The sequence below is a fragment of the Kutzneria sp. 744 genome, from assembly GCF_000568255.1.
Lineage (GTDB): Bacteria > Actinomycetota > Actinomycetes > Mycobacteriales > Pseudonocardiaceae > Kutzneria.
The window spans coordinates 17,313-30,363 of the sequence record NZ_KK037166.1; the positions used below are offsets into that span (position 1 = coordinate 17,313).

The following is a 13,051-nucleotide window of genomic DNA, read 5'->3' on the forward strand; positions in this document are numbered from 1 at the left end:
CCTCGTCGTTGTGCCTTCGTCAGACTGAGCTGCCCACCGTGCACGCCTTGGCACCGTGCTCTGCGGGGGCTGGCCGTTCCGCGCAGATGAGCCGAGCCGGCGCCGCTACCAGCGCGGCCCGTCCACGCGATCCGGCGAAGCGAGCGAGTCGCCGATGGCAGAGTCGCCTCCAGCGTCGATGGCTGGCTTGTCGACCCCTGTATCAGGGTTCGGTGCCTTGCACGCCGGCCTGCGAGGCATGGAACAGCTGCTTCAACGTCTCGCCGCGTCCCAACCTGGGGCGTGACAGCTAGACCGTGGGCACGCTGGTCACCGCGCCAGCGGTTGGGCCATCAGCCGGGCTGGTCCCACCGCTGTTGAGCGGCAGTTCGGCGTCCATGGTGGACGTCTCACCGACCGCTGGCACAGGCGAGGAACTCATCGCCAGCAACGCGAATCCGGAGATCACCATCAGCCGTCTATCCCCAGTGGGCCGACGCGCCGCCAGTGCCCGTAACCCTAGGCGGCCAGAACATCCTGTCGGTGACCGGGAAGAATACGTGCATGGCGGCTACTGGTCTGGAACGCGCACGGCAAGCTCTGCGCGGTGGTGATCCTGCGGCATTGCTCGGTGAGCGGGAGACCGTCTGGCTGGATGTGAAAGGCGGCGTCTACCGGTTGGACCAGCCCGCGGGGCCAGAAGAACTCGCGAAGGACGTGGCGGCCTTCGCAAACACCCCCGACGGGGGCTTGCTCGTTGTGGGGTTCTCCACGAAGAAGGAACACGGCGAGGAGATCCTCAGTGCCCTCAACCCGGTGCCCCGGACGCTGGTCGATCTCGACAAGCACCGCCAGATCATCGCGACCCGGGTGATCCCCGCCCTGCGCAACGTGTCGGTGGACTGGATCGACCTCGGCAATGAGTCGGGCATGCTGATCATCGAAATACCCGCACAACCACGGTCGAGCCAGCTGTTCGCCGTGCCGGCACCGACCGGGACCACAGAGGTAAGCAAGACCGCCGTTGGTATCCCCGTCCGGCGCGGAGACGGCACGACCTGGCTACGGCCGCATGAGATCCAGCACTTCATCGGGTTGGGCTGGGCGAACTCCGGCGACGGGATCGACAAGCTGGCCGCGGCCCTCGCCACCGTCCGGACGCCGCAGCCGATCGACAAGCCGGGGCACACCGTTGGCGGCGGCGAGCCCGGGTGGGGCGGTGTGTTCCAGCAGGCATTCAATGACCTCGCCGGGCAGGGCCTGTGGCTGGGCATTCCTGTGACCGACGTCTACCGGGTCGGCCCAGGGGTCTCGCAGCACTTCGAGACGCCGACTGAACTGTTCGGCTGGGCGCTGTGTGCCCAGGCGAGCCAACGACCTGTCGCGGTCGCCGGGGAGATATGGCAGGCGTTGCGCGACGAGGGCAGCGGTTCACCGGACGGGGACGCGCTGGGCGCTCTGGGCTTTCCGACCGGTGACCCCACCTCAACCCGCGTCGTCGATCGGCACACCACGACCGTGCCGTTGTCGGGCGGTCGCTGGGGCCGCGGCCGACTGCACCGCGACGCCGACGGGCAAGGGCAGAGCTGGTGGTGGGAACCCGAGCCGACACCGCACACAACGATGTCGGCGCCGACCCGCAGTTGGTCTCCTCTGAGACGACCGCAACTGCAGGCGCGGGTGCTGTCCACCCTGTCCTGGGGGGACACCAGCGATCTGAGGATCACGCCAGACCGGATCGACAGCATTGTTCCTGAGCTGCCGGTCAGCCCACTGGCAGGATTCACCACGAGCTTGTCGCGCCGTCGCGGCGGCGACCTACCGGCGGCCGTCTGGAATCCCGGACCGAACGCCAACGCGAGCGACAGGTTGAGTTATTCCAGCCAGATCATCACACCAGACGGCGAATGCGTGCTGGCCGCCGAGGTCATGATGTCGCTACCACCGGCTGGGATTGGTTCCGCGGTCGTCACCTGCGCCGAAGTGCGGATTGGAGACTTCGGGGCGTGGGCGAGGGCCATAGGAGCAGACCCGACAGCAGATCTTCGGTGGTCGGTGAAGGACCTGTTCGAGTTCTTCGTAGCGGCGTGGGAGACCGCAACCGACTTCGTGCCTCGGTTTGCGGTGGAGTGCCCGACGAAGCGACGGCGATGGAGTGCGGTACCCCATGTCGAGTTGTGCATCGGCACCAACTACCGGCACTCCGAGCCCGAATCCCCACCGCCATTGAACGATGTCCTCGACATGACCCCCTTCGGCCCCGGCGGTTATCACAATCAGACTGAGCTGTTTGTCTCCCTGCCGTCCGTACCCGGCCTCGACGCGGACACCCGGCGCGGTCGAGCCCGGTCAGCCTTGGTCGACATGGCCCATCGGTATGGCTTCATACAGGTCCGCGAGAGCAGCTTCTGATTCTGGCCCAAATTGAACAATTTCCGAGCGTCCACCGTGGTCGAACTGGGGTGCAGCCGGCGGAGCCAGCCAGGCTGGCCCCACCGCTGGTGACCAGCAGCATTACCACGCTCGGTTGGCGTCGCTGCTGGCGCTGCCGCCGACCGGGCTGGCGGGCGGATCGGCGATAGGCGACCAGACAGGTCAACTCGAGGGGCCTGTCAGCGTCGAGTTCCCTACTTGCGACCTGTTAACTCAAGACGACACCGACCACGTGCAGCGCATCGGTGATCACATACCGCTTCCGTGAGCATGGGGCGATAGCGAAATCGACGCCCTGTCCCACCACGGCGTCACGGTGACATAGCTGGCGAGGAGATGAACGTGCCGGAGGCGTCCGGGAGGCGTTCTTCCCACCTACGCATCGCCCACGACCTGCGCAGGGCATCGACGCCGGTCCGCGCCCGGTGCTGCCGGTGGGGCCGGCCTCGCGGGACTGCTGCGCGATGCAGGGCTGCGGCAAGGCAACACGGTCGCGGTCCAAGGGACGACATCGCTCTGCTGGCGTTGCTCGCCGCTACCCCGCAACGACCCTCGTGGGCGGCTGTGGCCGGTTTGCCCGACCTCGGCCTGGCCGCCGCCGTCGAAGGCGGCGTGATGACGCACCGGATGGCGCTGGTCCCGCACACCACAGAGGAAGCTGCCGGCGACGTGATTGCCGCCCTGCTTGACGGATTCGACATTGTCGCCGTCGCCGCTGACCAGGTCCTCACGAGTGGCCAGCGCGGACACGCGCTCGCCCGGCGGCTGACCGCGCGGGCACGTAACCGGGCCACTGTGCTGCTCTCTTGGGGAGCCTGGCCGTGTGCCAATCTGAATCTGCACAGCACCGCGATCCAGTGGGCGGGGCGGGGTGCCGGCCGCGGGTATCCGCACATCCAGGATCTCCTCGTGACGGTCCAGGGCCACGGAGCGGCGGGCCGACCAGCGTCCGTGCACATTCGGCTGCGCGGCGCAGGTGCGCCCATGCAGGTCGATGCAGTGGTCGGGGTGCTCATGGGTGAAGACAACGGCGTCCACGACACCGTCTGGCCAGTGCGTGAGAAGACGCGGCAATGTGGCGTAACCGAGGTCGAGCACCAAAGCGGTAGCCGTCCCGGTCCACCGCAAACTCGCTGTATGTGCGCCTGGCTCCGGGAAGGCACCGCACTGCCGAGCACGGTGACCTGCCGCGTTCGCACAAAACCCCACTTCATGCCGTCCGGGCGGCCGATTGACGTGACCCAGTGAAAGACCGGTTAGTTGTCAAACGTTTTTCCAACTTTGTGGTTGACGACGAGATCCCACCCCATGCTTGTGAGGATTTCACCATTAGGCCCCACGGCCACCGCTCGGATCCTGTTTTGTTGAAATAGCGTGTCTAGCGCGCCCGTGTCCAGATCCCACACCCGTACCGTGCGATCGTCGCTGCCGGTGACAGCGATTGGACGGCCATCGACCTCTGCGCATTCCAGCGCCTCCACCTTGCCCGCATGGCTGGTGACGCTGGTGCGCAGAGTGCCGTCGCTCAGGTCCCACACGCGCAGGATGCCGTCGTCGCTGCCGGTGATGGCGACCGGCCGGCCGTCCAGTTCGGTGCACGCCACCGCCCGGACCGCGCTCCGCGCCAAGCCCGTGTGGATGGTGATGTTGGTGCGCAGCGTGCCGTCGGTCAGGTCCCACATGCGCACCGTGCAATCGTTGCTGCCGGTGACGGCGATTGGTCGGCCATCGACATTTGCGCATGCCACCGCCTGCACCTTGCCGGTGTGGCCGGTGAGGGTGGTGCGCAGCGTGCCGTCGGTCAGGTCCCACACGCGTACGGTGCTGTCGTCGCTGCCGGTGACGGCGATTGGGCGGTCCTGCAGTTCGGTGCACGCCACCGCCTGCACCCAATTGGTGTGGCCGGTAAGGGTAGTGCGTAAGGTGCCGTCGGTCAGGTCCCACACCCGAACCGTGCTGTCGTCGCTGCCGGTGACGGCGATTGGGCGGCCCTGCAGTTCGGTGCACGCCACCGCCCGCACCTTGCTGTTGTGGCCGGTGAGGGTGGTGCGCAGCGTGCCGTCGGTCAGGTCCCACACCCGAACCGTGCGATCGGCGCAGCCGGTGACGACGATTGGGCGGCCCTGCAGTTCGGTGCACGCCATACCGAGGATGTCTGTATTGCTCGCGTCATGAGTCGTGGTTGTCTCGACTGCTAGTAGTTCCCATACGCGCACGGTGCTGTCGTCGCTGCCGGTGACGGCGATTGGGCGGCCATCGACATTTGCGCATGCCACCGCCTGCACCTTGCCGGTGTGGCCGGTGAGGGTGGTGCGCAGCGTGCCGTCGGTCAGGTCCCACACGCGTACGGTGCTGTCGTCGCTGCCGGTGACGGCGATTGGGCGGCCCTGCAGTTCGGTGCACGCCACCGCCTGCACCCAATTGGTGTGGCCGGTAAGGGTGCTGCGTAGGGTGCCGTCGGTCAGGTCCCACACCCGAACCGTGCCGCGGGCGGTGGTGAGGACGATTGGACGGCCATCGATCTCTGCACATGCCACCGCCCGGACGAGCTTGGTGTGGCTGGGGAGGGTGGTGCGTAGGGTGCCCTCGGTCAGGTCCCACACGCGCAGGATGCCGTCGTCGCTGCCGGTGATGGCGACCGGCCGGCCGTCCAGTTCGGTGCACGTCACCGCCCGCACCGTGCCGGTGTGGCCGGTGAGGGTGGTGCGTGGGGCACCGTCGGTCAGGTCCCACACCAGCACCGAGCCGTCGCCGCTGCTAGTGACCGCGATCGGGCGGCCGTCGACTTTTGCGCACGTCACTGCCTGCACCACGCTGGTGTGGCCGGTAAGGGTGGTGCGTAGGGTGCCGTCGGTCAGGTCCCACACCCAAACGGTGTTGCGGGTGCTGGTGAGGATGATGGGACGGCCATCGATCTCTGCACATGCCACCGCCCGGACGAAGTTGGTGTGGCTGGGGAGGGTGGTGCGTAGGGTGCCCTCGGTCAGGTCCCACACCAGCACCGAGCCGTCGGTGCTGCTGGTGACGGCGATTGGGCGGCCCTGCAGTTCGGTGCACGCCACCGCCTGCACCAAGTTGGTGTGGCCGGCCAGGATGGTCCGCAAGGCGACGCTGGTTTGTTTTCCCGTAGCCCATTGGGGCCGCCAGATGAGGTTGTGGGCGAGTTCGGTGGCGAGGCTGGTGTCGCCGAAGCGGGTGGCGTCAATGGCCAGCGTGTGTCTGCGTTGGGTTGGGGTGAGGGCGCGGTGGTGAGTGTTCCGGTAGATGGCGCGGGTGCGTCGTGCGGTGTCGGTGGTGGTGAGATGCAGAGCCGCGAGGAGGGTGTCGGGATCGGCGTGTACGAGGTACTCGGGATCCGAAATGATCTCGTCGACGCGTCCGGCACCGGCGGCGTGGGTGGCCAGGTATGTGCGGGTGTAAGGGTGAGCGCGGGTCCAGTCGGTGCGGGCGTTGACGTCCAGGGGAACCCGGTCAAGCAGCACGGTGACGAAGGCGTCGTGAACTCGGTGGGGATCGGCGTCCGCACGGAGGTGTTCGACAAGCGCTTGGTGGTACAGGCGATAGGCTGAGCGGCCCTGGTCGACGTTCTCGACGATGTAGGAGCCGGCGTGGTTACGAAGCCACAACAGGTCCTCGTCGGTGTAGCGGAGCCCGGAGATGCAAGACGCCAGCGGGGCCCAGATGTCTTCCCATGGCAGGCCCTGTCCCTGAGCGAAGGCCAGGGGCAGTAGCAGGTCACGGGCCCGCTTGGTGTCGCCACGCAGACGGATTTCCAGGTCGTGGCGCATCGCTTGGCCAGGCATGCTGGGCAGTGACTGTCGCCAAGCCGGGTCGTGAGCATCCGTGACGACGGGTTGAGCGGTCAGCGTGGTGGCGGTGATGCGGGCGACCAGGAACGAGGGGTGAGCTGCCTCAGCGACCGCGACGGCCACGGGCCGTAGCCGGTGGCGGGGCACGTCCTTGTAGGGGCTGTCGACGGTCGCGCCTAGCAGGTTGCGGATGGTGTATTCGGTCATGGCGTCGAAGTCGGCATACCGCGCGGAGTCCAGGTCCACCACCAGGCTCTCGCTGCCACGGTCCAGATCTGGGGCGAGGGTGGGCAGAGCGCGAGCGAGGGCGGGCAGCATGTGCGGGCGGGCACCCAACAGCAGCCGCACCCGCCCCTTGGCATGCTCGACCAGCGGTGCCAGCAGCCCAGCCACCAGGTCGCTGGGGGCGGCTGCCTCGTCTACACCGTCCAGCAGCACCGTAAACGGACAGCCCCGCTCGCGGACCCACGTACCAAGCCGGGCCAGCAGCTCGCCTAGGGTAGACGCATCGACGCAGGCAGCAGCGGCCACGGCGTGCAGGATCTGCTCGGTGGTCAACTGCTGCGCGGTCAGTCTTGTGTCAATCACACCCGGTTCCGGCACCGCTGCAGCGGGCAGTCCCAGAGTGTCGATCGGAACCGTCCTGCGTCGTTCAGCGTGGGCCAAGGTCGCCAACAGACCCAGTACGGCGGACTTACCCGACCCTGGATCCCCGGTCACCACCCGCAGCGGATGTGCGCGGTCCGGGCGGGCCAGCCAAGCGGTCAGGTCAAGCAAGGCCCTGTGACGGCCGGTGAACCACCAGCCCCCACCCGGGGCGTCGTGGCTCCCCATCGCCCGCCGGACCACGTTGTCCCGGAACGCCACCTCCTGCTCGTCGGCCTGGGCGCGCCACTCGGAGGCCCGTTGAATGGCAACGTCCACACCGTTGAGCGCGGGATCATGACGCGGATTGGGGAGGAACGGCGGAGCCTGCCCGGTCATGCCAAACTGAGCGATCCCGACCCGCTGGTATCCCGGTCGGCCCGGCTGCTTGTTCATCTCGCCGACCAACACCTGAGCATCGAGCGTCTCCGGACCGTGACCGGCAGTCGACATCGCCTCCACCGCGTCGCGCAACAGCTGCGGAAACACACCAGTCATGGCCTCTTCGGTCGGCTGAGCCGAAGCGATCACCACTATGCCCGAGCCTGGCTCCCAGGTGTCGGTCAGTCGAGCCACGGCCTTGGCAGCAATCTCGTTACCGCCGCGCCCGGACTGACAGGTGTCCAGCATCAGCAGAAGCCGCCGCACTCTCGTGCCACGCAGCAATGTTGTCGTTATGTCTACAGTGGATAGTGCGTAGCCCAGGTCGTCTGGATGGGTGTCGGAAGTGATCAGCACATGATCGCCCGTGTCGTCCAGCACATGCCCGTGACAGGTGATGTAGACAGCCAGCATGTCCAGCTCGTTGATCGGGTCCATGGCGTTGCGGGCGCACACCCTGCGCAAGCCCACGTCCAGCTGCTGGCGTGTGGGGTCCAGACCGAGATCGGTGAGGTGGCGGTAGCCGAACCGCCCGGTGAACAGGTCAACTACATCCTGGCGGGCCTTTGCCAGCGCTGGCCGGTCCCAAGAGGCCTGATGGACGTGATGCGTGACTGCAGTGGCCACCAACAACCGCCTGCCCTCGCCCGGAGCCGGGTGTGGGCCGGTCATGCCAAGGCTGCGGCGATCGCCGCACCGGTCAATCGGTCGGTGAGATACGGCACCACTGAATGCGCCTGCGCGCCGTTGTGGACCAGCACGTTGCGGACCCGCTGTCCGTACCGTGGCCGCAGGTCCTTGACCAACGCCACCACGTCACCCGCATCGGCGACGTTCGTCCACACCAGATCATCACCACCAGGCCACGCGCCCACCCCAGACACGGGTGCCGGCTCCAGTCGCTCGAAAACCAGGTTCGCGATCCCCAACGGAGACCCCAAGGTCACCAGCGCCCGTGCACCGTGATCAGGCAGTGAGCACAGTGCCTCGTAGGCAACCACCGACCCCAAAGAATGCGCGATCACCACCCGCGTGTCCCGATCGATCCGCTGGGTCACCCGCGTACGCGCCACCGCTCGCAGCTCCGGGTCGGTCAAATACCGGGCGACCTGCTTGAGATCGAACACCATCGATCTCAACGCCACCCCGGCGAAGAACCGGCTGTTCGACAACTGCACCAACGCCCGGTGCACCCATGTCGGCACCGAGACCAGCGTGTCACCGTCGGGCGGCGCCACCCGCTCGTCCACCTCCGCCGCGGCGGCCCACCATGCCGCCAGCAATTCTTGCTCCAACCCTGGCAGGACATCACCGGGGCCCAATACCGGGTCACCCACAGCCAGCAACGAACCAGCTGGACGGAACAAGTCACCGTAGAAGGCCATCGCGACCTTCCACGCCCCCTGCTGGCGGGCTCGATTGGTCTGGTCTGGCGGCCGCGCTGCCCGCTCGTGTTGCGTGAGGCCATCTGCCAACGCCGGCTCCCACGACGCCAACAACGACCGCTCACCCAGGCTTTGCTGCCCGATGCCGTGCACACACACAACCGAAGCCACAGGACCCCCAGCATCAGCGCTTGATACCTGAGCATCGCCACTGCCCGCCCGGACGTTTCACTGCAGCTGGGGTCATGTACCCTCTTTGCCAGGATCGGGTGAGACACCTCGTGTGAGTACCCGGGGTTCCTGAGCAAGGGCGGGATCGGAGATCCTTGTGCACGTGTCCACCCCCTCCGGCGACCAGCCCTCCCGCTCGACCCCGGCTGCCGACCCCACGCCACGCCCCACACGGCGGGTGTTCAGCCCGGACTACAAGCTGGCGATCGTCACTGCCGTGGAATCCGCCCCGCCCGGCACTCCGGTGCACGCGGTCGCGGAGGAGGGTGTGCGGTTCCGGGACATCGCCGAGGCCATCGGCCGTCAGCTGAAGCTTCCGGCGGTGAGTCTGACGGCCGAGGAGGCGAGCGGCCACTTCGGCCTTCTCGCCCCACTGGTGTCGCTCGACAACCCGACATCCAGCGCGCTGACCCGGGAACGCTTCGACTGGGTTCCCGCGCACCCCGGGCTGATCGCGGACATCGAGAACGGCCATTACTTCAAGGACGCGGCGTAAGGACGGTGGAGGTGCCGCTGAGCCCGCGCGCCGCGAACGCGAACCCTGTTGGATGTAGCTCCTTTCAAGGGACGGCCCTACCTGCATGATGTCGCCGACCTTCGCCTTCAGCAGCGATACCAGCGCGCCCAGGTCGTTGACGTATTCGTGGACAACGGCCAGTGGACAGCGATATCACCTTGCGGGCACCGCCTGCCACGAATGGCTCGCGCCCAGTGGCGGTGCCCGCGACAAACGGCCGTCCAGTCAGCCGTGCCAGCGGCCGTGCCTGCAACGCTGCCTCAACCCAGTTCGCCAGTGCTGTGCGCGATCTTACGGCCTCAGCCGAACCGTCGGCCGCATCGTGGGCGCAATAGCGTCCAGAGATCCAGCCCGGCCAGGCACAACAATGAGCTCACTCCCGCCATTCCAACTGCGCCGATGACCGCGGGTGATTCGTACTTCGCCAGTTCCGTTCCGCCATTTTTTCGGCCATCCGCGAGGCGCTGGCGGAACTGCGAGTAAGCGACAAAGCCTCAGCCAGCTACCTCTCGAGCTCACAGCTCACCAGCGTTATTCGCCAGAACGAGCACCCGGAAAGTCTGGCCATCCGGCTGGGTTCGCAACGCCGTGCGGTCACTGCGCGTGAAGACTCCGACGGCTCCGCGGACAGTCTGGCCCACTCGAAGGGCAGACCGTAGCGGCCGTACCGGGCGCAGGCCAGGTGCCGCCGAGGCCGAGCTCGACGGCCACGGCGGGTCCAGGTCGATCAGCCTCGCCGGTCGAGCACAGGAGCGACCACCGCGGTGTTGATGAGGGCTCGCCAACCCGCTGGGCGCAGGCGGCCTGGCGGTGCGCGGGCAGGCAGCCGGCAGCGCACCTGCGCAACTGCTGCAGTCGGCGCGCCGGATGGATTCCTATGCCGACAAGTCGAGTATCAGATGCTGCTGGCTCTCAAGAGTCGGCTGTTGATGACGCGCGGCCCTGATACGTGGTGCGGCGCGGTGCGCGGTGGAGGCTGCAGCGTGGCAAGCCCCGCGCCTGCACGATGCACCCGCGTTGGTCGCGTGCATCCGTTCGAGATTCGAACCGCTGATGCCGATACGGCATACGGGCAGACGAATTTGGACACCACCAATCCACTCTGCCTCAACGACTGCATGCACAGTGCAGCTGCGTCCGATTGTGCGGCGGAGACGAGTGCCGGCTACGCCGAACCGGACGTGCCGGCGTCGGCTGACCCCTCAAGGAAAGCCCGCACGTCCATTAGCGTGAGAGGGTCGTCCGACGGCACATCCCGCTCATGCTCGTTAGTCTGCCACCAGCCCCTGACAGTCCCAGCGATCACGCTCCTGAGGGCTTGATGACAATCAGAAAACGAGAACGGTTGTGTACACCGTCCGCCGTGCTCGCTGCGGGTCTATGGAAGACCTCAAAGTTCTCCGCACGCCTCGTCCGCCGCTTGAGAGCTGGTATTTCTTGTTTGCCTCGGAGGTGTCGAACCCGGCGAGCACCATGACAGCGGGCCTGGTCGCCTTTGTGTACGTAAGTCGCGGCCATGGCTTGAGTGGGATGGTGCGGAGTTCAGTGTCAATGACCGATCTACAGACTTTCGCGCTCCGATGGATCTCATAGCGAAACTCCAGTGCGAACCCCAGTGCGCGCGATGAGACCTTGAGGACGGCATCGCTAGCCCCCCGCAACAGCAGACCACACCTGCGGGTTGGGCAACACATATTTACAAGTCCCAATGTCCCCTTCGATTGGAAGGCGACTTCCGAAGCCCGGGTTAGCATTCTTCAATTATGGTAATTCTGTACGCGGCGCGCCCAATTTAGAGCAACTGTCGAATGGACCCTGTAGGCTGACTGTCACGGCGACGGTTGTCATTGGATCCGCCGACTTCAGTATCCCAACGACCGTTTCTGGTCGACGTAAGATAAACGGCAGTCAGCCTATCCCACGCCGCCCTGCGGTGGGGTGATGCGTTACGTTGATCCAAGACATGGTGTGCAGCTATGGTGCCGAAGCGGCATTCGGTAAGATCCGAACGATCGCTCCGCGCTCATAGGTCAGCAGCGTCCGACTGTCCATTGTGGACAATATTGGGCCGATGCGGGGCCGTCAGAGGTCGAGACGGAACGAGATGCAACGGGCTTTGACCAGCAGGAACGAGCTCCCCCGGCCGAGCAGGCCCGACAGGCGCAAAACGGTCTGATCTATCGCCTGTCGGGCCGGCGCCGGACGGTGTCAGTGCTCCTGGTTGCTCCACCAGTCCTGGCCGGACTTGGGCAGTGTGTAGATCGGGTCGTAGAACGGATACCGCTGCTGCAAGCCCTCCGGCCCGGCTACGTTGTTCGCCCTATCGACGCTGGTCAGGTAGTTCTTGGTCCAGTAGGAGATGCCGAGTTCGCGGTCGTATTCGGAGAGCTGGTGGACCCAGCGCTTGCCGACGTAGGGGACGTCGCAGACGATGCGCGGGGTGGCGTAGCCGGGGAGGTAGCCCATGATGGCGTGCTGGAGTTCCTGTGCTTCCCAGACGGCCAGGCGCCAGTGTTCGGCGTTGGGGATCATGTCGCACATGTAGAAGTAGTACGGCAGGATGTTGGCCTCGCCCTGGAGCGCGAAGCACAGGTCGAGCAGGTTCGCGGTGGTGTTGTTGACCCCGCGCATGAGCACGCCCTGGTTGCGGACGTCGCGGACGCCGACATCGAGTGCGGTGCGGGCGGCCTCGGCGACCAGTGGGGTGACCGACTGGGCGTGGTTGACGTGGGTGTGGATGGCGAGGTTGACGCCGCGGCGGTGGGCGGTGCGGGCGACGCGCTCCAGGCCCTCGACGACCTTGGGCTGGATCCAGTGCTGGGGCATGCCGGCCAGGGCCTTGGTGGCGAGTCGGACGTCGCGGACGGTGGGGATGTCCAGCAGGCGCATGAGGAACGACTCGAGTTGGGGCCAGGGCATGTTGGCCACGTCGCCGCCGGAGACGACGACGTCGCGGACGCCGGGGGTGCGCTTGAGGTAGTCGATCATGGCGTCTTGCCGGTCGACCGGTTTGAGCAGGAGTTTGTGCTTGTCGATCTGGGGGGTGGAGTTGCCGACCAGGTCCATGCGGGTGCAGTGGCCGCAGTACTGGGGGCAGGTCGACACCATTTCGGCGAGGACCTTGGTGGGGTAGCGGTGGGTGAGGCCTTCGACGACCCACATCTCGGCTTCGTGCAGTGAGTCGCGGGCGCTGTGGGGGTGGCTGGCCCAGGTGGTGATGCGGTCGCTGGCCACGGGGAGCATGTAGCGGCGGACCGGGTCGGTGTAGAAGGCCTCGGTGAAGGCGACCGGTTCGAGGTCGGCGTCGGTGGCCATGGTGTTGAGCATCTGCGGCGGCAGCAGCATCGACATGGTGGCGAGGTTCTGCTGGTCGGCCGCGAGGTCGTCGTAGAAGCGCTCGGTGAGCAGGTCTCCGACGACGGTGCGGAGCTGCTTGATGTTCTTGACGCAGTGCACGCGTTGCCACTGGGCGTCGCGCCATTGGGCGTCGGTGACGTCGCGCCAGCCGGGGAAGCGTCGCCAGTCGGGTTCGACGAGTTCGCGGCGTACGTACTCGTACGGCTGCTGGTCGGCGGCGGTGGCCGCGGTCTCGATGGCGGCGGCACGGGTCTCGTACAGCGCGGTCATACCTGCTCCTCGCCCTCAGGGGTACGTAAAGATATGCTGCCAGA

At 66.6% G+C, this 13,051-nt stretch carries 6 protein-coding genes; 3 read left to right on the plus strand and 3 right to left on the minus strand.

Features of this window, described 5'->3' with window-relative positions; translation table 11 throughout:
* Positions 1-522: 522 nt before the first annotated feature.
* On the plus strand, positions 523-2,391 hold the full coding sequence (locus KUTG_RS00085; protein ID WP_157494138.1) for an AlbA family DNA-binding domain-containing protein: 1,869 nt from the start codon (positions 523-525) through the stop codon (positions 2,389-2,391).
* Between the two features lie 585 nt (positions 2,392-2,976).
* The gene (locus KUTG_RS57765; protein ID WP_052393588.1) at positions 2,977-3,660 is read left to right on the plus strand and encodes a hypothetical protein; all 684 of its coding nucleotides are present in this window, start codon (positions 2,977-2,979) and stop codon (positions 3,658-3,660) included.
* Positions 3,661-3,668: 8 nt separating this feature from the next.
* Here KUTG_RS57765 and KUTG_RS00095 read toward each other — a convergent pair whose 3' ends face one another.
* Together KUTG_RS00095 and KUTG_RS00100 are read right to left on the minus strand one after the other, a co-directional pair.
* Positions 3,669-7,874, minus strand: coding sequence for a WD40 repeat domain-containing protein (locus tag KUTG_RS00095; RefSeq protein ID WP_198046929.1), 4,206 nt, complete (start codon positions 7,872-7,874; stop codon positions 3,669-3,671).
* 41 nt (positions 7,875-7,915) lie between these two features.
* On the minus strand, positions 7,916-8,785 hold the full coding sequence (locus KUTG_RS00100; protein WP_198046930.1) for a hypothetical protein: 870 nt from the start codon (positions 8,783-8,785) through the stop codon (positions 7,916-7,918).
* A gap of 181 nt (positions 8,786-8,966) precedes the next feature.
* Here KUTG_RS00100 and KUTG_RS00105 point away from each other — a divergent pair, with 181 nt between their 5' ends.
* On the plus strand, positions 8,967-9,359 hold the full coding sequence (locus KUTG_RS00105; RefSeq protein ID WP_232240564.1) for a Rossmann-fold NAD(P)-binding domain-containing protein: 393 nt from the start codon (positions 8,967-8,969) through the stop codon (positions 9,357-9,359).
* Between the two features lie 2,229 nt (positions 9,360-11,588).
* Here the strand turns inward: KUTG_RS00105 and KUTG_RS00110 are convergent.
* Positions 11,589-13,007 (minus strand): KamA family radical SAM protein, encoded by a 1,419-nt coding sequence (locus KUTG_RS00110; RefSeq protein ID WP_052393590.1) that lies wholly within the window; start codon positions 13,005-13,007, stop codon positions 11,589-11,591.
* Positions 13,008-13,051: the final 44 nt, after the last annotated feature.

What these genes read in the sequence shown, in the direction of transcription:
- KUTG_RS00110 (WP_052393590.1), bottom strand. Translation starts at nt 13,007, where the DNA reads ATGACCGCGCTGTACGAGACCCGTGCCGCCGCCATCGAGACCGCGGCC.